The organism is Cupriavidus sp. FW306-01-F10A (assembly GCF_058782785.1).
In genome coordinates this window covers 37,797-58,862 of record NZ_JBYSYA010000002.1, presented here as the reverse complement: position 1 = coordinate 58,862, position 21,066 = coordinate 37,797, and the positions used below count along the sequence as shown (strand labels likewise).

Genomic DNA, 21,066 nt, shown 5'->3' with positions numbered 1-21,066 from the left:
CGGCTTTTTTGTTGTATGCGCGAGCGCGGGGCCCGGGCCCCGCGGCGCTATCAGTTGCCGCTGCCCGACACCAGCCGGCGCTGGCGCACCGACTCGGCCAGGCCCTCGAGCACCTTGACCGAGTCGTCCCAGCCGATGCAGGCATCGGTCACGGACTGGCCGTAGGTCAGTTCCTCGACCGGCTGGCCCTGGACGTGGTCCTGGCGGCCCGCCACCAGGTGCGATTCCACCATCACGCCGATGATGCGCTGGTCGCCGCCGGCGATCTGGCGGCCGATGTCTTCGCACACCGGGATCTGGTTCTCATGCCGCTTGCTGCTGTTGGCGTGCGAGGCATCGACCATCAGGCGCGAGGCCAGGCCGGCCTTGGCGATCGCGTCGCACGCTTCCTGCACGCTGGCGGCGTCGTAGTTGGGCGCCTTGCCGCCGCGCAGGATCACGTGGCAGTCCTCGTTGCCCGAGGTCGACACGATCGCCGAGTGGCCGCCCTTGGTCACCGACAGGAAATGGTGCGGCTGCGACGCGGCCTTGATCGCATCGACCGCGATCTTGACGTTGCCGTCGGTGCCGTTCTTGAAGCCCACCGGGCACGACAGCCCGGAGGCGAGTTCGCGGTGCACCTGCGACTCGGTGGTGCGGGCGCCGATCGCGCCCCAGCTGACCAGGTCGGCGATGTACTGCGGGCTGATCATGTCGAGGTACTCGGTGCCGGTCGGCACGCCCATCTCGCTGATGTTCAGCAGCAGTTCGCGCGCGGTGCGCAGGCCATCGTTGATCTTGAAGCTGCCATCCATGTGCGGATCGTTGATCAGCCCCTTCCAGCCCACCGTGGTGCGCGGCTTCTCGAAGTACACGCGCATCACCACTTCCAGCTCGCCGGCGAAGCGGTCGCGCTGGACCTTGAGCAGCTTGGCGTAGTCCAGCGCGGCGCGGGTATCGTGGATCGAGCACGGGCCGATGATGACGATCAGGCGGTCATCCATGCCGTGCAGGATGCGGTGCATGGCCTGGCGCGCGCCGTAGATCACGTCCGAAGCCTGTTCGGAGCAGCCGAACTCGCGGATCAGGTGCGCGGGCGGCAGCAGTTCCTTGAGTTCGCGAATGCGCAGGTCGTCGGTGTTCTTCAGCATGATGGCTCCGGGATTCTTGTGAGGTCGTGAGTGGGTGGGGAAACAAACAGGTATAAAAAAACCGCCAGGGTCGCTGGCGGTTTTTTTTGTATTCGGGGCGCTGCTTACAGCCGTCCCTCCCTATCCGCCAGCGGTGTGAGATCGCTAAAAAAGTAAAAGTAAAACTTAGCGGACATGGCGGAAAAAGGCTTTGGCTTGGGTCAGCTTGAATCGATTATCGTCGTGGGCGCCGAATTTATGCTGCACTGCGTAGCAGAAAGGCAGGAAATTGCGCGCCGGCCGGTCAATTTTCAGCGTGCGTCAGTTGCCTGTCGCGCGGCGAAGCATCTTTATAGCGCCTTTTGCCAGGGTTGGCAAGTGTCGACGAGGCCATGCGGTGTGCTGGCGCACCGATCTCCTGGCGCCTTGCAGTCTTGCCGCGCAAGCCTTGCCCCGCCGCTGCTTTTCGGCTTTCCCCGACATGACCGGGGGCTATATTGGAACCGGGGAGCAGTGAGCACGGGGAGGTGCATCATGAGCGTCGATGAAGCGAGGCTGAATGCCTTCATGGAAAAATTCGTCAACGATATCGGCGCGGTGATGCATGCCGCGACCGTGGTGGTGGGCGATGAACTCGGCCTGTACAAGGCCATGGCGGAAAAAGCAATGACCGCCGAAGTGCTGGCGGCAAAGACCCATACCGACGTGCGCTACCTGCGCGAATGGCTGTCGGCACAGGCGGCCAGCGGCTACGTCGACTATGACCCGGCCACCGGGCAGTTCAGCCTGAACGAAGAGCAGGCCTATGCGCTGGCGCAGGAGGGCAGCCTCGCATTTATCCCGGGCGCGTTCCAGATCGCGGTGGCGCAGTTCCGCGCCATCCCGAAGGTGATCGATATCTTCCGCAACGGCCGCGGGCTGGGCTGGCACGAGCACGATCCCGCGCTGTTCCACGGCACCGAGCGCTTCTTCCGGCCCGGCTACGCGGCGCACCTGGTCTCCGAATGGATTCCCGCGCTGGACGGCATCGAGGCGCGGCTCAAGGCGGGCGCATCGGTGGCGGACGTGGGCTGCGGCCACGGCGCGTCGACCATCATCATGGCGCAGGCGTATCCGGCCTCGCGCTTTGTCGGTTTCGACTACCACGAGCCTTCGGTGCGCCATGCCGCCGAAGCCGCGCGCCGCGCCGGCGTGGCCGAGCGCGTGCGCTTCGAAGTGGCCACCGCCAAGGACTACGACGGCAAGGACTATGACCTGGTGACGGTGTTCGACTGCCTGCACGACATGGGCGATCCGGTCGGCGCGGCGCGCCACGTGCGCGAGACCCTGCGTGCCGATGGCGCCTGGATGATCGTGGAACCGTTTGCCAACGACACGCTGGAGCAGAACCTGAACCCGCTGGGCCGGGTGTTCTATTCCGCGTCCACCTTCATCTGCACGCCGGCGTCGCGCGCGCAGGAAGTCGGCCTGTGCCTGGGCGCGCAGGCGGGCGAGGCGCGCATGCGCGCAGTGGTTGAGCAGGCCGGCTTCAGCAGTTTCCGCCGCGCGGCGCAGACGCCGTTCAACCTGGTGTATGAAGTGCGGCCGTAAGGTTGGGCGATTCCATGAAAAACGGGACCCCGCAGGGTCCCGTCTTCGTCATCGCCGCTGGTCAGGCGGTGCCGCCCACCGTCATGTTCTCGATGCGCAGCGTCGGCTGGCCCACGCCCACCGGCACGCTCTGGCCTTCCTTGCCGCACACGCCGACGCCCGAGTCCAGGCGCATGTCGTTGCCGATCATGGTGACATCCTTCAGCGATTCCGGGCCGTTGCCGACCAGCGTCGCGCCCTTGACCGGGTAGGTGATCTTGCCGTCCTCGATCATGTAGGCCTCGCTCGCCGAGAACACGAACTTGCCGTTGGTGATGTCCACCTGGCCGCCGCCGAAGTTGACCGCATACAGGCCGCGCTTGACGCTGGCGATGATCTCCTGCGGATCCCTGTCGCCGTTGAGCATGTAGGTGTTGGTCATGCGCGGCATCGGCAGCGCGGCATAGCTTTCGCGGCGCGCGTTGCCGGTGACCGGCATCTTCATCAGGCGCGCGTTGAGCGTGTCCTGGATATAGCCGCGCAGGATGCCGTCCTCGATCAGCGTGGTGCACTGGGTCGGGTTGCCTTCGTCGTCCAGGTTGAGCGAGCCGCGGCGGTTGGCCAGCGTGCCGTCGTCGACCACGGTCACGCCCTTGGCCGCGACGCGTTCGCCCATGCGGCCGGCAAAGGCCGACGAGCCCTTGCGGTTGAAGTCGCCCTCCAGGCCGTGGCCGACGGCTTCATGCAGCAGCACGCCGGGCCAGCCCGGGCCCAGCACCACGGTCATCGAGCCGGCCGGGGCCGGGCGCGCGTCCAGGTTGACCAGGGCCGAAGAGACGGCCTCGTCCACATACTTCTGCAGCAGCTCGTCGGTGAAGTAGCCATAGGCATAGCGGCCGCCGCCGCCGGAAGAGCCGACCTCGCGGCGCCCGCCGTGTTCGGCGATCACCGTGACCGAGACCCGCACCAGCGGACGCACGTCGGCGGCGATCACGCCGTCGCTGCGCGCCACCAGCACCACGTCGTATTCGCCGGCCAGGCCTGCCATCACCTGCACCACGCGCGGATCCTTGGCGCGCGCCATGCGCTCGACGCGCTCAAGCAGCGCCACCTTCTCGGCCGCGCTCATGGAGTCGAGCGGGTCGTTGGGCGCGTACAGGTTGCGCCCGGCGTGCGTGGCCAGCTCGCCGGCCACCTTGACGCGGCCGTTGCCGGCACGGCCGATGGTGCGCGTGGCCGCCGCGGCCTGCGACAGCGCCGCCAGGCTGATGTCGTCCGAATAGGCGAAGGCGGTGCGGTCGCCCGAGACCGCGCGCACGCCCACACCCTGGTCGATGCTGAAGCTGCCCGACTTGACGATGCCTTCTTCCAGGCTCCAGGCCTCGTTGCGGGTGTACTGGAAATACAGGTCGGCATAGTTGACCTTGTGCGTGAAGATATCGGCCAGCACGCGCTGGAGCTTGGCCTCGTCCAGGCCGTACGGTGCCAGCAGCAGTTGCTGCGCGGTGGCCAGGTTGCGGATTCCGAGATCGCCGGCGTTCATGAGATGTCCTTTTCTTCCTGGGGACGCACCGGCTTGCGGCCGGCGCGGCAAAAAATTCTCTGGGCGGGCGCCAGTGGCGGCCCCCGCGGTTGCGTACATGCTACAGCACCCGGTGTCGCAGTGCCGGCAGGTTCTGCCGGACCTCGGCCAGGCGCGCGGGATCAATCACGCCGCCGACCACGCCTTCGCCCTCAGGCAGCGTTGCCAGCACCTCGCCCCACGGATCGACCAGCATCGAATGGCCCCAGGTGCGCCGGCCGTTCTCATGCTTGCCGCCCTGTGCCGCGGCCAGCACATAACATTGGTTTTCAATGGCGCGGGCGCGCAGCAGGATCTCCCAGTGCGCCTGCCCCGTGGTGTAGGTGAAGGCGGCCGGCATCAGAATCAAGCTGGTGCCGTCGCCGGCGGCCAGCCCGCGGTAAAGCTCGGGGAAGCGCAGGTCGTAGCACACCGACATCGCCACCCGGCCGCAGGGCGCGTCGAAGCTGACCGGCGTGCGCCCGGCCAGGATGGTGCGCGACTCGTCGTAGCTCTCAGTGCCGCGGGTGAAGCCGAACAGGTGGATCTTGTCATAGCGCGCCACGCGCTCGCCGCGCGGATTGAAGGCGAGCGAGGTGTTGTACACGCGCGCCGGGTCGTCGCACCACATCGGCAGCGTGCCGCCGACCAGCCAGATGCCGTGGCGGCGTGCCGCATCGGCCAGGAACTGCTGCACCGGGCCGTCGCCGTCGTGCTCGCGCACGGCCACCTTGTCCGCTTCGGAGCGGCCCATCATGCAGAAGTATTCGGGCAGCAGCACCAGTGCCGCGCCGCCGGCTGCGGCCTCGGTGATCAGCGCGTCGGCGCGCGCCAGGTTGGCATCGAGCGAGGTGCCGGTCACGGTCTGGACGGCGGCAACGCGGAACGGGGCGGAGGCGGCGGGTGCAGTCATAGGCGGGGCGGGCGTTGTTTTCCTCAGCGCGGGAGGGCGGGGTCCGCGCGGTTCTGGAAGGTCGGGGCTTGCGCCTTATTGTCCTCCAGTTTGCCGATCTGCGGGTTGGCCCAGCTGCCGCTGATGCGGTAGTGCTGGGTGAACACCTTGGAGAACTCGTCGGCAAACAGCAGTTGCGCGGCCAGCGTGCCGATGCCCAGCACCGGGTTGATAAAGGCGGCCGCGATCGAGGTGGAGGTGGCGTTGATGCGCGGCACCACATCCACGCGCAGGTCCTGGGTCTCGCGCAGCAGGTTGGCGGTGCCGCTCATGCTGGCGATGATCTGCGGGCTCCTGAGCTCGAAGTCCTGGATCGTGCCGACGCCGCTCTCGATCGTGCCGGTGCCGGCAATGCGGTCGAACACCAGCCCGCGGCCTGACAGGGTGCGGAAGTCCAGCGTGGCAAAGCGCAGCAGGCCCTGCAGGCTGAGCACGCCCAGCAGCCGCGCCGCGCCGGGGTCCACGCTCAGGATCTGGCCATTCTCCAGGTCCAGCGACAGCTTGCCGGACAGCGTCGGGTAGTCGATCGACAGCGGCGAGCCGCGCCAGGCCACGCGGCCTTCGAGCTTGCCCTTGCCGTCGCTCAGCGTGTGTGCCAGCCCCAGGCGGTCGAGCGTGGCGCCGGCATCGCGCACATCGATGCTGAAGGACAACAGGGTGCGGCGCTCGGCATTGGCGTCGGCGCGCAGCCGGCGCGGCACGCGCCAGCTGCCGCTGCCGGTCAGGGTGGCGCCGGGCTGCTCAATCTGCAGCTTGTCCAGGGTCCAGACCGGGTCGGCAGCGCTGGTGCCGGTATGGGCCTTGACTTCAAGCTTGCCGAAGTCATGCCCGCGCAGCATGAACTGGTCGGCCACCAGGTCGATCGCGGGCAGCTCGTCGATGCTGCTGGCAAGCGCGTCCACCACGTTGTGCTCGTCGCTCGCATCGGGCACGTTCAGGCGCGCCAGGCGCAGTTGCAGCGAGCCGGTGGCCGAGGGCCCGGCCGGACGCCACTGCACCGCGCCGGCCACCTGGCGCGAGTCGATCTTGGCGTTCCAGCCGCCGGCCTCGCGGTTGGCGTCGAGCACCACCTCATCGAGCTTGCGGCCCATGGCGTGCAGTGCGCGCGCGCGCAGCGCAATGCGGCCAGGCAGGAAGGGCGAGGGCGCTTCGGCGGGGCCCGCGCTGCCGGCACCGCCGCCGAAGGCCGCCCGCCACGCATCGATATCGAGCTGGTCGAAGGTGGCCGCGGCGCTGACGCCGGCCACGGGCGGCGGCGCCGCCTGCTGCACGCCGATGGCGCCGGCGAGCACGTCGATGCCGCCGCCCTGGTCACGGCGCAGCAGGTAGCGCGCGTTCAGCGCATGGCCCAGCTGCAGCACCAGCTCGCTGGTGCCGGCGCGGCCCGGGGCGCTGGCCGGGCGCAGGTCCGCGCGCAGCGCCAGGTCTTGCGCTGCAGCCTTGGCCAGGGGCGCGGGCAGGCCGATCGCCATGCCATTCAGTTCGGAGCTCAGCTGCACCTGCAGCTGGTGCTCGCGCGTGGCGATCACGGCGCTGTAGCTGGTACTGCCTTCGAGCCGCGCGGCCACCGGCGCCAGCGCCGAGCCCGCGGCGGCCTCGCGCAGCCCGGCGGCCGATACGCTGCCGCTGGCGGTGACGTGCGTGGCGCCGTCAGGCTGGGTGCCGCCGCCGAGCCGGATCTCGCCACCGAGGAAGCGGGCCCGCATGTTCTCCAGCCCGAAACCGTGTTCATTGAACGTGATGGTGCCGTTGGCGTGGCCCAGTTGCGGCAGCTGCGGGCTGAGCACGACATCGTTGCCGGGGAAGCGAAAGCGGCCCTCCACCTTGGCGGCATCGGCGTGTTCCAGCGGCATGTCGAGCTTGAGCCTGAGTTCGCCGTTGCCGTGGGCCTGCGCCGCATCGGCCACGTGCCCGGTCCATTCGCGCACCGGCGAAGCGTTGATGTAGCGCAGGAAGCCCTGTACCGGTCCGCTGGCGCCGCCGTCGATCATCAGCTTGCCGCGCGGGCCAAGGTCGTCGATGCGGCCCTTGACGTCCAGCAGCGTGACGCCAGGGATATCGTGGACCGTGGCCCGGCTCGCCAGGAACGTCATGCCGCCGCGGTCGAACACGACCCGCCCGGCAATCTCGGTGAAGGTCGGCCATGCCTGCGCGCCGGTGGTGGTGCCGCTTGCGGTCTGGTGCGGGGCGATCTGGTAGCTGACGTGTTCGATCGGCACCTCGACACGGAACTCGCCGGCCTTCTCGTGCGGGGCATGGAACGGGAAATGCGCCAGGTCGCCGCGCAGCACGAAGCTCACGCCGGCAGCTTCGCCACCCGCCAGCGCGCCGGCCAGGTAGTGCCGGGTGCCGGCCGGAATGCTCAGCGGCAGGTAACGCGGCACGCGCGCCACCTGGGCGCGGGTCATGTCGCCGCTCAGGTCGGCGATGCCGGAGACACCGTCGCCGCCTGCGCGCCAGGTGCCGCGCACCGAGCCGGCCGCATCGGCATTGGCAAAGCGCACGCCGTCCAGCGTGACCGCGAGCTTGCCGCCGGCATGGGTCCAGCGCACTTCGCCGCCGATCTGGTCGAACGGCAGCCGCGGCTCCTCGAACAGGCCAGGCAGCACCAGCGCCGCGCCGTTGCCTTCGAAGCGGGCATTGCCCTGCTGGTCATCGAAGGAGAAGGTGCCGGACAGGTGCGAGAAGCCAGGCGTGCCCAGGCGCGGGTGGCCGCTGGCGTCCACCGCGGGCACGGCCGGCTGGCCGTTGACCGAGACGTCGCGCAGCGTGCCCTGCACGCTGTAGAGAGGCCTGCCGCCGCCACGCTCGAGCATGCCCGCGCGCTCGCGGCTCCAGCTCACGTTGAGGTTGTCGATGTGGCCCGCCGGCTGCAGCGCGCGCAGCCGGCGCAGCACCGCGGTGTCCAGCGGCATCGAGCTGGCCGCCGCGCGCACCGTGTTCAGGTCCAGCGTGGGCGCTTTCAGCGAGAACTTGCGCAGGGTGCCGTCCTTGCCGGTGGCCCAGCCGAGGGTGACCTTGCGCATGCCTTCGCGCCAGGTGCTGTCGGCGGGGGTGCCCTCGTCGTCGCTGGCGGGCTGGGGTTGCCAGAGCAGGGTGTCGACGGTCAGCAGGTTGCTGCCGTCGCGTTCGGTCCGGTGCAGCAGGAAGGCCTGCGCATTGGCCAGGCGCAGCGGGGCGGAGGCGCCGGCCAGCTGCAGGTCGACGCCGCTGGCGCGCAGCCGGGTCTGGCTGCGCACGATGCGGCCCTGGCGGAATTCAATGCTGCCGTCGGTGCTGAAGGTGCCGCTGGCGGCGCGCTCGAATATCGCCAGGTAGCGCTGCAGCACCGGCAGCTGCAGCTGGCCGAGGTCCCAGCTGGCCTGCCCGGTCCAGTAGCGCCAGTTGCCGGCGCTGTGCAGGTAGTCGTTGCTGAAGGAGGACTGCACCACCAGCGGGCTCGGGCCCAGCGCCGGCGAGCGCGCTTCCAGCGTCACCGTATGGCGCGCGCCGTCGCGGCGGGTGTCGAGGCGGATCTCGCCGATATCGAGCCGGGGCAGGCGTGCCTTCTCGTCCAGCCAGCGCAGCTTGCCGTCGGACAGCGCCACGCGCCCCTGCGACATCAGCCAGCCCAGGAAGCGATCGTCGTCCTGCTGGCCGCCGGTCGCGTCCACCAGCATGCCGCCGACCAGCAGCCGGCCCTCGGGCGTGCGCCGCACCAGGATGTCGGTGCCGGTCGCGCCCAGGCTGACGAACTGCAGGTTCATGCTGAACAGCGAGCGCCACGCCAGCTTGCCGTCGAGCGTGGCGGCCGCAAGCAGCACGCGCTGTTCGCGGTCCACGGCGCGCAGGCCGCGGGCGCGGAAGGCCGGGTGCCAGCCGTCCCAGTAGGTATCGAGCGCGCCGATGCTGACCTTGGCCGACAGCGCCACCGAGCCGCGTTCTTCCAGCCACTGGCGCGCGGTGGACGCCTGCGGCCACAGCACGAAGCGGATCAGCAGGCCCGCCACCAGCGCCAGCGCGGCCAGCACCAGCGCCAGCCGCACCAGCGCGCGGCCCAGCCCGCGCCAGAACGGGTGGCGCACGGCTGCCGCCACGCCGCGCGTGCAGGCGCGCAGGAACGCGCCGGCGGAATCGTTGCGCCGGGCGCTGGTGGCATCGTTGGCCGGGGGATTCACGGGGTGTGGCGGGGCCAGGGTGGAGGCGGCGTCCTGCCCGCCCGCGCCGCCATTGGGGGGGGAACCATCAGCGGGTTGTGGGGCGCGGCTGGACATGCGCAGATTATCCGACAATACTAGCCGCTCTCCAATCTGGTGCCCGGCCGGCTGAAACAAGAACGCGCAAGCTGCGCGCACCCAAAGCGACAATAGCCACGATGGCGCGCCCGCTGCGCGGACAACAGGACGCGAGCAGGTGAACCGCGGGACCAACCACGGGCCGCACCTTTTCTCGCATTTCAAATACTGGAATGACTGCCTCTGAACCGACGAGTTCCGCCGCTGGCGACGCTGCTGACCAACATGGCGCGCGCGCCACACCGGATCCGGCCAATCCGGCGGACCCGCAGCCGGGGCCGGGCGCCGGCACCATGGCTGCCGGCGCCTTCGCCATCACCGCGGCGCAGGAGCTGCAGCCGGCTGACGGGGCTGGCCACGCGGGCGGCCACGTATTGTACTCGGCTGCGTATTCGCACTACGCGCGCCGCGTGCTGCAGGCCCGGCCGGATTTGCCGGCCATCCTGGCCGCCGCGGCCGCCCAGCCGCTGACGCGCGCCTGGATGCAGGCGCGGCTGCAGGCGCTGCACGAGCCCTCGGCCGATGCCGAGGAATCCGCCAAGCGCAGCCTGCGCCGTCTGCGCGCCGAAGTGATGTGCGCGGTGATCGAGCGCGACCTGCGCGGCCTGGCCACGCTGGGCGAGGTCACCGGCGCCATGACCGACCTGGCCGAGCTGGCGATCCAGCACGGTCTGGCGATGCTGGGCGACGACCTGGCCGCCACCTTTGGCCGCCCGGTCGGCGCCCAAAGCGGCGAGGTGCAGGAACTGGTGGTGGTGGGCATGGGCAAGCTGGGCGGGCGCGAGCTCAATGTCTCGTCCGACATCGACCTGATCTTCCTCTATGACGAGGACGGCGAGACCCAGGGCGGCTCGCGCAGCCTGTCCAACCACGAGTACTTCATCCGTCTCGGCCGCCGGCTGATCAACCTGCTGGCCGAGGTGACCGCCGACGGCTATGTGTTCCGCGTCGACATGCGGCTGCGCCCCAACGGCGACGCCGGACCGCTGGCGTGCAGCCTGGGCATGCTGGAGGAATACCTGGTGGTGCAGGGGCGCGAGTGGGAGCGCTATGCCTGGATCAAGGGCCGCGTGGTGTCGGCGCTCGACACGCCGCATGCGCAGCGCACCGCCAGCCTGCTGGCGCGGCTGACCACGCCCTTCGTGTTCCGCCGCTACCTGGACTACGGCGTGATCGCCGCCATCCGCTCGCTGCACGCGCAGATCCGCAGCGAGGCCGCCAAGCGCAGCGGCGGGCTGGCGGGGCATGGCGTCAACCAGCGGTCGTTCAATATCAAGCTGGGCCGCGGCGGCATCCGCGAGATCGAATTCATGGCGCAGGTGTTCCAGCTGATCCGCGGCGGCCAGGACCCCGCACTGCGCGTGCGCCCGACGCTGGAAGTGCTGGCGGTGGCGGTAGAGCGCGGGCTGCTGCCCGCCGGCCAGGCCGAGCAGCTCGGCGATGCCTACCGCTTCCTGCGCCAGCTCGAACACCGGCTGCAGTACCGCGACGACGCCCAGACCCACCACCTGCCGACTTCGCCCGAAGAACAGCTGGCGGTGGCGCAGATGATGGGTTGCGCCGACTGGCAGCAACTGCTGGCGCGCCTGGCGGCGCTGCAGGAGCCGGTGGCGCAGCAGTTCGAGGCCACCTTCTCGGATCCCGATGCCGCCCCGTGCGAAGCGCTGTGGCCGGGCATCGTGTTCGACGACAACGCCGCGCAAGCGCAGGACAACCCGGAACAGAAGCAGGACGATGCGGCCTGCGGCGATGACGCCGCGCCCTGCCAGCGCCTGCAGGCCGCCGGCTTTACCGACTGCACCGGGCTGCTGGACCGGCTGCGCGCGATCGCCTCGTCGCTGCGCTACCGCGCGCTGTCCGAGTCCAGCCGCGCGCGCTTCGACCAGCTGGTGAACCGCGCGCTCGACCTGGCCGCGCGCCAGGAAGACGCCGACAGCACCATCGCGCGCTTTATCGACTTCCTCGAGGCGATCAGCCGCCGCGCCTCCTACCTGTCGTTGCTGTCCGAATACCCGCAGGCGATGGACCGCGTCGCGCAGACGCTGCATGCCTCGCGCTGGGCCGCGGCCTACCTGACGCGGCACCCGCAGCTGCTGGACGAACTGCTGGACAGCGATGCGCTGGCTGGCGCGCCCGACTGGGCCGCCTTCCGCAAGCGCCTGCATGAGCGGCTGCTGGCCGCCGAAGGCCAGATCGAGCAGCAGATGGACATCCTGCGGCGCGAGCACCATGTCGAGACCTTCCGCGTGCTGCTGCAGGACCTGCAGGGCATGCTGACGGTGGAGCAGGTGGCCGACCGCCTGTCCGACCTGGCCGATGCCATGCTCGAGGCCACGCTGGAAACGGTCTGGCGCCAGCTGGCCACGCGCCACCGCGACACGCCGCGCTTCGCGGTGATTGCCTACGGCCGGCTGGGCGGCAAGGAACTGGGCTATGCCTCGGACCTGGACATCATCTTCCTGTACGACGATGACCATGAGCGCGCGCCCGACGTCTACTCCGCCTATGCGCGCCGGTTGATCACCTGGCTGACCAGCCATACCGCCGCCGGTGCGCTGTTCGACGTCGACACGCGGCTGCGCCCCAACGGCGCGGCCGGCCTGCTGGTGACCAGCTTCGAGGCGTTCCGCCGCTACCAGCTGCGCGAAGGCGACAACACCGCCTGGGTGTGGGAACACCAGGCGCTGACGCGCGCGCGCTTCTGCGCCGGCGACGCCGCCATCGGCGACCGCTTCGAGGCGCTGCGCGGCGAGGTGCTGTGCCAGGGCCGCGATGCCGCCGCGCTGCGCGACGAGATCGTGCAGATGCGCCGCAAGGTCGCCGAAGGCCATCCCAACCCGACCGACCTGTTCGACCTGAAGCACGATCGCGGCGGCATGGTCGATATCGAATTCACGGTGCAGTACCTGGTGCTGCTGCACAGCCGTGCGCACCCGCAGCTGACGCGCAACGCGGGCAATATCGCACTGCTGCGCGAAGCGGGCGAGCTGGGCCTGATCGACGCCACGCTGGCACTGGCGGTGGGCGATGCATACCGGCTGTTCCGCGCGCGCCAGCACCAGCTGCGGCTCGACGGGCAGGCGCACGCGCGTGTGGCGCCCGCGTCGGTGGCGCAGCAGACCGGACAGGTGCGCGCGCTGTGGCAGGCCGTGTTCGGTGAAGCCTGACGCGGCAGTCCCGCCGGCGCCCGCCGGGGCATCGTGGCCGGGGCTGCTGGCGGCGATCGCGCTGGTGTGGGCGCTGTCGGCATGGTTCACCTTCATGCCGTGGTGGCATGCGCACGGCCTCTACCTGCGCGATGCGGTGCGGCTGGACGGCCAGTGGTGGCGCCTGGCCACCGCCATGTGGGTGCACCTGGACGGACACCACTGGCTGGCCGACGCGCTGGCGGCCACCGGCGTGCTGGCCATCGCCGCGCGCGTGGCGCGTGCGCGCATCCTGCTGCTGGTGCTGGTTGCCTGCGGCATCGCGGTGCAGGTGGTGGTGCTGCGCGTGCCGGCGATTGCGTGGTATGGCGGGCTCTCAGGCGCCTTGCACGGGCTGGCCTTGTGGGGCGCGCTCGGGCTGTTGCGGGCCTCGGGCTTGGCGCGCGTCACCGGCGTGCTGCTGTGCCTGGGCGTGCTGGCCAAGGTCTGGGTGGAGCAGTCGTGGCTGGCGCCGGTGGTGTTCGATCCGGCCTGGGGGTTTGGCGTGGTGCGCGTCGCGCACGCGGCCGGCGCCGTCGCCGGCCTGCTGTGCTGGGTCGTGCAGGAGTGGTGGCTGGCGCGGCGCCCGGCCCGCGGCGACGACGCCTGAGCCGGCCAGGCGCCGGGCTTACATGCGGCGCCGCAGCGCGAAGGCCAGCAGGCCGGACAGCGCCAGCAGCAGCGCGGTCCAGGGCGCAACGGCGCCGCCGCCACCGCCACCACCGTTGCCCGAGGCCGGTGCCGGCGCAGCCTGCGCCGGTGGCGTGCCCGCCGCGGTCGCCAGTGCGCCGTCGGCATCGAGCAGGCCGGCGCCGCAGACGCCCGGATTGGTGGTGCAATAGGTGCCGGACGGATGCGGGCGTGCCGAAGCCTTCAGCGCCGCGGTGACCTGGGCCGGGGTCAGCGAGCCATTGACCGCGAACATCATGGACACCACGCCCGAGACCATCGGTGCGGCGAAGCTGGTGCCCGCGGATGACGTCACCACATAGTTGCCAACGCCAGTCTTGCCATCGTTGTTCAAGGTGCGAATGACCGAGGGCGCGGTCGTGCACTGCCCATTGACTATCTGCGAGTTGCCGCACCCGCCGCCCGGCGCGCTGATCGCGACCTGCGGGCCGACATTGGCATAGCTGGCGTTCTCGCCGTCGTTGGCATGCGCCGTGACCGCGATCACGCCGCTGCAGTCGCCCGGCGCTTCCACCGCGCCGCGCTCGTTGCCGGCGGCGGCCACCACCACCACGCCGCGCGCGTTCAGGTCGTTGACGGCCTGTTGCTCAATGCTGCTGCAGGTGCCGCCGCCGAGGCTGATATTGACCACGCGCGCCGGCGTCGGATTGGCCGGCACGTTGGGTACCGACAAGCCGCCGGCCCAGCGCATGGCGTCCACGGTATCGGACAGCAGCGCGCCGCAGCGGCCCGATACGCGCACGGGCAGGATGCGCGCGTTCCAGTCGACGCCCGCGATGTCCTGCGCGTTGTTGGTCTGCGCGCCGAACACGCTCGCCACGCGCGTGCCATGCCAGCTGTTGCCGGTCGCCGTCTGCGTGGGCGTTGAACTGCCGGGGCAGGTAAAGCCGGCCTCGAGATTGTCGCCGGCATCGGTGGCATCGGCGTCGCGGCCATCGCCGTCATTGGAAATGGTGCTGCTGCTGATGAAGTCGTAGCCCGGCAACACGCGCGCCGCCAGGTCGGGGTGCGGCAGGATGCCGGTGTCCACCACCGCGATCACCACGCCGCTGCTGCCGCGGCTGCGGTCCCACGCGCGCGGCAGGTTGACGCCGCCCACCGCCGTGCCGGTACCCATCAGGTAAGGCTGGCGCGAGATGAACTCGGAATCGTTGGGCAGGGTGTCGTGCAGCCGCAGCCAGCGGTCGGGCACGGCATCGGCGATGCGCGGGTCCTGGCGCAGCCGGGCCGCCGCGCCTTCCGGGTCGTCTGCCAGTGCGTCGGGTACCTGCAGCAACTGCAGGTTGCCGCCCATGGCGCGGCGCGCCGTGACGGCAATGCCGGTGCGCTCGCTCAGCTGCTTGAGCGCATCCGCCGCCGCCGCAGGCGTCTTGCTGCTGCCATCGGCGCCATCGCGCCAGCGCACGATGATCTGGCCGGTGTAGGCGGGTGCGGCATGGGCGCCGGCAGCCAGTGCCGCGCTGGCCGGTATCGCGCCGCACACAGCGGCGGCGGCGAAGACGATGGCCCGCCAGCGGCGGGTCACGAGGCTGCTACGGAAGTCGGACTGCGCGGGTTGCGGCATGTATACCTCCTGGGGCGTAGCGCGCGTGGGGGCTTGTTATGTAGCGAATACGATTCAGCGTAGTTGCGCAAGGGCAACCGACGGCTTAAGACCTGTCCTGAATCCGGGCTCAGCTCTGCGGCATGTCGCGGCTGGTGGGAATGTTGCGGTTGGGCTTGAGCACGCGGTCCGGCTCGGCGGTCTCGATGCGGGGCGTGGCGCGCAGGGTCTCGACCGCCTGGTCGATGGTGGCGTCCGCCGACGGCGAGATCGCGGTGACCAGCCAGACGCCGCCGGACATCGGGCGCTTGACCACGTAGCGGATCGGGCCCTTGATCCCGGCCAGCAGCTTGCCGGCATCCTCTGACAGGTTCACTGCGGGCGGCTTGAAGCGCACCATGATGTCGCCAAGGGAACGGTCATCGCTGATGCTGCCCGGCGGCGGGGCCGAGGACTTGGGCTGGGCCTGGCAGGCGGACAGCGCCAGCAGTGCGGCCGATGCGGCGGTGGCGATGGCCAGCACGGCGCGCAGCGATGCGCGCGGTCGTTGCCGGAGGCCGGCTTGCGCTTGGCGGGTCATGGTGAGGCTCCTGTCAGTGTATGGATTGGCGCATGTGCGGGGCGGGCGGGGGCCGTCAGCCGGCGGCGCGGCGGCTGCGCCGGCCATCCTTGCCGCCCGCGCCGCGCGCGGGCTGGCTGCCCTGGCCGCCGGCCATGCCTTGCGCCAGCATTTCTTCCGCATGTTGCAGCGTGGTGGCGGTGACGGTGGCGCCGCCCAGCATGCGCGCGGTCTCGACCACGCGCCCGGCGGGATCCAGCACCCGGATGCGCGAGCGCGTGACCGAACCGTCGCCCGCATCGGTGGTTTCCTTGCTCACCAGCAGGTGGGTGCCGGCCTGCGCCGCCACCTGCGGCAGGTGCGTCACGCACAGCACCTGGCGCGCGCGGCCCAGTTCCTGCAGGCGCCGGCCGACCACTTCGGCCACCGCGCCGCCGATGCCGGTATCGACCTCGTCGAAGATCAGCGTGGGCGTGGGCGAGGCTTCGCTGGTGATCACCGAGATCGCCAGGCTGATGCGCGCCAGCTCGCCGCCGGAGGCCACCCGGGCCAGCGGCCGCGGGCTCACGCCGGCATGGCCGGCGACCAGGAATTCGACCTGCTCGAGCCCATGGCTCTGGCCTTCGTCGAGCGCATTGAGCGCGGCGACAAAGCTGCCGCCGGCCATCGACAGGCCCTGCATGGCGTCGGTGACCGCGGCGGACAGCGCCTGCGCGGCCTGCTGGCGGGCGTGGCTGAGATGCTGCGCCAGGGTCAGGTAGGCGGCCTTGGCCGCGGCCTCGCGCGCCATCACCTTGTTCAGGTCCTGCGCGGCCTGCAGGTCGTCCAGCTGCTGGCGGCGGGCCGCCAGCTCGTCGGGCAGCTGCTCGGGCGGCAGGCGGTACTTGCGCGCGGTGGCGTGCAGCGCCTGCATGCGTTCGTCGACCGCCTGCAGCCGCTCGGGATCGAGTTCGAGCCGGTCGACATAGCGCGTGAGCGAGTGCGCGGCTTCCTCGGCCTGCATCTGCGCGGGCTCGAGCGCGGCCAGCACGTCGCGCAGCGCGCCATCGACATCGGCCAGCTGCTGCAGCTTGTGCACGATGGTATTCAGCGCCGACAGCACCGAGCCGTCGGCCTCGGACAGTGCGTCCAGCGCGGCGCGGCTGCCGTCGATCAGGCCGGCGGCATGCGACAGGCGGTTGTACTCGGACTGGATCTCTTCCCATTCGCCCGGCTGCGGGTTGAGCTTGTCCAGTTCGCCGACCTGCCATTCCAGCCGTTCGCGTTCAAGCTGCATCTCGCGCGACTGGTGCTCGACCGCCTCGCGCTGGCGCACGCAGGCACGCCAGGCGCGCCAGGCCTCGGCCACCGCGCCGGCCTGCTGGGTGAGGCCGGCGTGGGCGTCGAACAGCAGCCGCTGCGCATCGGGGCGCAGCAGCAGCTGGTGCGCGTGCTGGCCGTGGATGTCGACCAGTTGGTCGCCGACTTCGCGCAGCTGCGCCAGGGTGGCGGCGGCGCCGTTGATAAAGGCCTTGCTGCGGCCGCCGGCATCGACCGTGCGGCGCAGCAGCACGGTGTGCACGCCGTCTTCCGCTTCGCTGTTGAGCTCGCGCTCGGCCAGCCAGGCATCCAGTGCCGGGTGGGTCGAGAAGGTGGCGCTGACGCTGGCGCGCGGGGCGCCTTCGCGCACCACGCCGGCATCGGCGCGTTCGCCCAGCACCAGCGCCAGGGCATCGATCAGGATGGATTTGCCGGCGCCGGTCTCGCCGGTGAAGACGGTGAAGCCAGTGGTGAAGTCCAGGTCGAGCGTATCGACGATGACGAAATCGCGGATGGACAGGCTGCGCAGCATCGTGGCGTGGAAGGTAGTCGGTCCGATGGGTTCGGGCTCAGGCTTGGAGGGCGGCTTGATACTGGCTCAGAGGCGGTTGTCTTCGGACGGGTATTCGTGCCAGTGCAGCTTCTTGCGCAGCGTGGCGTAGTAGTTGTAGCCGACCGGGTGCAGCAGGTTGATGGTCTTTTCGGAGCGCCGCACCACGATGCGGTCGCCCGGCAGCAGCGAGGTCAGTGACTGCATGTCGAAGTTGACGCTGGCGTCGCGCGCGCTGGCCACCTCGATGGTGACCTCGGCGTCGTGCGGCAGCACGATCGGGCGGTTGGACAGCGCGTGCGGGGCAATCGGCACCAGCACCACGCCCGACAGCGTCGGGTGCAGGATCGGGCCGCCGGCGGACAGCGCGTAGGCGGTGGACCCGGTGGTGGTCGACACGATCAGGCCGTCCGAGCGCTGGTTGTACATGAAGTGGCCGTCCACCGACACCGCCAGCTCGACCATGCCGGAGATGCCCGAGCGGTTCACCACCACGTCGTTCAGGGCCAGCGCGGAGAAGATGTCCATGTCGTCGCGCACCACGCGCGATTCCAGCAGCAGGCGGGTCTCGGCCTCATACCGGCCGTCGAGCATGTCGGGCAGCACGGTGTGCGCGTCTTCCAGCGCGATGTCGGTCATGAAGCCCAGCCGCCCGTGGTTGACGCCGATCAGCGGCACGTCGTAGCCGGCCAGCTGGCGCGCGATGCCCAGCAGCGTGCCGTCGCCGCCCAGCACCACGGCCACGTCGGCCTGCCGGCCGATCTCCTCGGCGGACAGGGCAGGGTAGGCGGTCAGCCCGGTGGCGAGCGAGGTTTCGCGCTCGAACACCACGTCCTGCCCGTTGCGCAGGATATATGAGGCGATCTCCTCCAGCGGCCCTTCGATGCCGGCAGTGGAGTACCGGCCCACCAGGGCGACGGTCTTGAACGAAGTGCGCACGGCGCTGGCTCTCGGGGGGGCGGACATGGCGGGATTAGACCATACCGCCATGACGGTTGTCAGCAGGCGCGGGCGGGCGGGCCAGGCCGTCCGCCAGAAGGTCCAAAACTTGCGTAAAATCGGGGCATCATGGATGAACGCTCCAAAACGCTGCTCAAGACCCTGATCGAGCGCTATATTGCCGAAGGGCAGCCGGTCGGTTCCCGCACCCTGTCGAAGTACTCGGGGCTGGACCTGTCGCCTGCGACGATTCGCAATGTGATGTCCGATCTGGAGGAAATGGGCTTTATTGCCAGCCCGCACACCTCCGCGGGCCGTATCCCGACCCCGCGCGGCTACCGGCTGTTCGTCGATTCGATGCTGACGGCCAAGCCGCTGGAGCGCAACGCCGACCTGGCCGAGCTGACCGGCCAGATCCAGGATCAACTCGGCGGCCAGCAGCTGGGGCCGCAGCGCATGATCACGGCGGCGGCGCGCACGCTGTCCAACCTGTCGCACTTTGCCGGCGTGGTGATGACGCCGCGCCGCGCGCAGGCGTTCCGGCAGATCGAATTCATGCGGCTGTCGGACAAGCGCATCCTGCTGATCATCGTCAGCCCCGAGGGGGACGTGCAGAACCGCATTATCCAGACCGAGCTGTCGTACACGCCGGCCCAGCTGATCGAGGCGGCCAACTTCTTCAACTCGCACTATGCCGGCATGAGCTTCGACGCGGTGCGCGGCCACCTGCGGGTGGAACTGCAGGACCTGCGCCGCGACATGTCGCAGCTGATGCAGGCCGCGGTCGAGGCCGGCAGCGTCGCCGAGGACGAGGACGACGACCACGTCTTTATCAGTGGCGAGCGCAAGCTGCTGGAAGTGGAAGACCTGGCCTCCAGCATGGACAAGCTGCGGCGCCTGTTCGACGTGTTCGAGCACAAGACCAGCCTGCTGCAGCTGCTGGACGTGTCCAGCCATGCGCAGGGCGTGCAGATCTTTATCGGCGGCGAAAGCCGGCTGGTGCCGATCGAAGAAATGGCGGTGATCACCGCCCCGTACGAGGTCGACGGCCAGATCGTCGGCACGCTCGGCGTGATCGGCCCTACGCGCATGGCGTATGAGCGCGTGATCCCCATTGTCGACATCACCGCGCGCCTGCTGTCCAGCGCCCTGAGCCAGAACTAGTGCAAAGACTGGCTGGTCTGACAAGCGGCTCCATTCCCGCCGGGCGCGGCAATCGCCGGTGCGCCGCACCGGCGCCGTCCCGGCACCGTGTCAACCCGGAAGCGACATGACGTTTTCTCCCGAACCGGCCTACCAGCACGGCCACGCGCCGCGCACGGCGATCCTGCTGGTCAACCTGGGCACCCCGGACGCTCCCACGCCCAAGGCGGTGGGGCGCTACCTGAAGGAATTCCTGTCCGACCCGCGCGTGGTCGAGATCCCGCGCGCGGCCTGGCTGCCGCTGCTGCATGGGGTGATCCTGCCGCTGCGTTCGCGCGCCTCGGCGCTGAAATACGAATCGATCTGGCTGCGCGAGGCCCATATGACGGGCTCGCCGCTGCTGGTCTACAGCGAGCGCCAGGCCCATGCGCTGCAGCGGCTGATGCACCAGCATGGCCATGAAGTGACGGTCGCGTGCGCAATGCGCTACGGCAACCCGTCGATCGCCTCGGTGCTGGAGGCGCTGCGCCGGCAGGGCTGCGAGCAGGTGCTGGTGCTGCCGATGTATCCGCAATACTCCGGCACCACCACGGCCACGGCCTTCGACGAGGTGTTCCGGGTGCTGGGCCAGTGGCGCAACCAGCCAGAGCTGCGGCTGGTCAAGCATTTCCATGACCACCCGGCCTATATCTCGGCGCTGCACCAGCAGGTCGCCGCCTACTGGGCGCGCCACGGCATGCCGGACTTTGCCCGCGGCGACAAGCTGATCCTGTCGTTCCACGGCGTGCCGCGGCGCACGCTGGAGCTGGGCGACCCCTATCACTGCGAATGCCTGAAGACCGGCCGGCTGCTGGGCGAGGCGCTGGGCCTAGAGCCGGGCCAGTACCAGGTGACGTTCCAGTCTCGTTTCGGCAAGGCGGAATGGCTGCAGCCGTACACCGCGCCGACGCTGGCCGAGCTGGGCAAGGTCGGCGCGGGCCGGGTCGATGTCTTCTGCCCGGGCTTTCCGGCCGACTGCATCGAGACCCTGGAGGAGATCGCCATGGAAGGGCAGACCGAGTTCAAGGTCGCGGGCGGCAAGGATTTCCATTTCATCCCGTGCCTGAATGACGCCGATCCGTGGGTCGCGGCCATGGCCGAGATCGCGCTGCAGCACCTGCAGGGCTGGCCGCTGGCCACGCCGCATCCGCATGAACTGGAAGCACGGCGCACGCGCGCCCAGACCCGGGGAGCGGCGGCATGAACGTCGACTTTGAGCCGGATGCGCGCCAGCGCATCGACAAATGGCTGTGGTGCGGGCGCTTCTTCAAGACGCGCTCGCTCGCGGCTGAAGCGGTGGAGCGCAGCAAGGTGACCGTCAACGGCCAGCCATGCAAGAACTCGCGCGAGGTGAAGCCCGGCGACACGGTGGTGCTGGAAGCGCACCAGCAGCGCTGGGAGCTGGTGGTGAAAGGCATTGCCCCGGCGCGCGGGCCGGCGCCGGTGGCGCAGACGCTGTACGAGGAAAGTGCCGAAAGCCAGTCGCGCCGGCTGGCCGATGCCGAGCGCCGGCGCCTGCAGCCGGAGCCGTCCGCGCAGATCCAGGGGCGCCCGACCAAGCGGGACCGGCGCCGCATCGACCACCTGAAGAGCTGAAATGACAACGCGGCGGTCACCGGGAAGCCCCCGGTGCCGCCGCGCGCTTGGATCAGGG

Annotated in this window: 14 protein-coding genes; 6 read left to right on the top strand and 8 right to left on the bottom strand. The window is 70.0% G+C overall.

The window, feature by feature from the left end; all coding sequences use genetic code 11:
• Positions 1 to 50: 50 nt before the first annotated feature.
• Positions 51 to 1,130, bottom strand: coding sequence for a 3-deoxy-7-phosphoheptulonate synthase AroG (gene aroG / locus AC3WLF_RS03195; protein WP_492357826.1), 1,080 nt, complete (start codon positions 1,128 to 1,130; stop codon positions 51 to 53).
• Positions 1,131 to 1,643: 513 nt separating this feature from the next.
• On the opposite strand from aroG, the gene AC3WLF_RS03190 reads away from it, so the two are divergent.
• Positions 1,644 to 2,699 (top strand): class I SAM-dependent methyltransferase, encoded by a 1,056-nt coding sequence (locus tag AC3WLF_RS03190; RefSeq protein WP_492320876.1) that lies wholly within the window; start codon positions 1,644 to 1,646, stop codon positions 2,697 to 2,699.
• Between the two features lie 61 nt (positions 2,700 to 2,760).
• On the opposite strand, the gene tldD is transcribed toward AC3WLF_RS03190, so the two are convergent.
• From tldD to AC3WLF_RS03175, 3 genes are all read right to left on the bottom strand, one after another.
• A complete protein-coding gene (gene tldD, locus AC3WLF_RS03185) occupies positions 2,761 to 4,221 on the bottom strand; it encodes a metalloprotease TldD (protein WP_492357825.1) in 1,461 nt (486 codons plus the stop codon).
• Between the two features lie 100 nt (positions 4,222 to 4,321).
• On the bottom strand, positions 4,322 to 5,152 hold the full coding sequence (locus tag AC3WLF_RS03180; protein WP_492357824.1) for a carbon-nitrogen hydrolase family protein: 831 nt from the start codon (positions 5,150 to 5,152) through the stop codon (positions 4,322 to 4,324).
• Between the two features lie 23 nt (positions 5,153 to 5,175).
• Entirely contained in the window at positions 5,176 to 9,444 is a 4,269-nt protein-coding gene (locus AC3WLF_RS03175; protein ID WP_492357823.1) for a YhdP family protein, read from the bottom strand.
• Positions 9,445 to 9,758: 314 nt separating this feature from the next.
• On the opposite strand from AC3WLF_RS03175, the gene glnE reads away from it, so the two are divergent.
• Complete coding sequence (glnE, locus tag AC3WLF_RS03170) at positions 9,759 to 12,632, top strand: bifunctional [glutamate--ammonia ligase]-adenylyl-L-tyrosine phosphorylase/[glutamate--ammonia-ligase] adenylyltransferase (RefSeq protein WP_492340389.1); 2,874 nt, start codon at positions 9,759 to 9,761, stop codon at positions 12,630 to 12,632.
• On the top strand, positions 12,622 to 13,260 hold the full coding sequence (rrtA, locus tag AC3WLF_RS03165; RefSeq protein WP_492320873.1) for a rhombosortase: 639 nt from the start codon (positions 12,622 to 12,624) through the stop codon (positions 13,258 to 13,260). Before glnE ends, rrtA begins: the two co-directional genes overlap by 11 nt.
• 18 nt (positions 13,261 to 13,278) lie before the next feature.
• Here the strand turns inward: rrtA and mprA are convergent, their stop codons facing one another.
• The 4 genes from mprA to AC3WLF_RS03145 form a co-directional block, all read right to left on the bottom strand.
• A complete protein-coding gene (gene mprA / locus AC3WLF_RS03160; protein ID WP_492356899.1) occupies positions 13,279 to 14,904 on the bottom strand; it encodes an MprA protease, GlyGly-CTERM protein-sorting domain-containing form in 1,626 nt (541 codons plus the stop codon).
• Between the two features lie 109 nt (positions 14,905 to 15,013).
• Positions 15,014 to 15,463 (bottom strand): hypothetical protein, encoded by a 450-nt coding sequence (locus AC3WLF_RS03155; RefSeq protein WP_011614896.1) that lies wholly within the window; start codon positions 15,461 to 15,463, stop codon positions 15,014 to 15,016.
• 55 nt (positions 15,464 to 15,518) lie between these two features.
• Positions 15,519 to 17,273: a DNA repair protein RecN gene (gene recN, locus AC3WLF_RS03150; protein ID WP_492356900.1), complete on the bottom strand. Its 1,755-nt coding sequence runs from the start codon at positions 17,271 to 17,273 to the stop codon at positions 15,519 to 15,521.
• Between the two features lie 66 nt (positions 17,274 to 17,339).
• Entirely contained in the window at positions 17,340 to 18,257 is a 918-nt protein-coding gene (locus AC3WLF_RS03145; protein WP_492320870.1) for an NAD kinase, read from the bottom strand.
• A gap of 102 nt (positions 18,258 to 18,359) precedes the next feature.
• Between AC3WLF_RS03145 and hrcA the strand changes: the two genes are divergently transcribed.
• The 3 genes from hrcA to AC3WLF_RS03130 all read left to right on the top strand — a co-directional run bounded on the left by hrcA (position 18,360) and on the right by AC3WLF_RS03130 (position 21,008).
• On the top strand, positions 18,360 to 19,394 hold the full coding sequence (gene hrcA / locus AC3WLF_RS03140; protein WP_492320869.1) for a heat-inducible transcriptional repressor HrcA: 1,035 nt from the start codon (positions 18,360 to 18,362) through the stop codon (positions 19,392 to 19,394).
• A gap of 106 nt (positions 19,395 to 19,500) precedes the next feature.
• Positions 19,501 to 20,616, top strand: a complete 1,116-nt coding sequence (hemH, locus tag AC3WLF_RS03135) for a ferrochelatase (RefSeq protein WP_492352815.1) — start codon at positions 19,501 to 19,503, stop codon at positions 20,614 to 20,616.
• Positions 20,613 to 21,008, top strand: a complete 396-nt coding sequence (locus tag AC3WLF_RS03130) for an RNA-binding S4 domain-containing protein (protein WP_492357822.1) — start codon at positions 20,613 to 20,615, stop codon at positions 21,006 to 21,008. Before hemH ends, AC3WLF_RS03130 begins: the two co-directional genes overlap by 4 nt.
• Positions 21,009 to 21,066 lie beyond the last annotated feature (58 nt).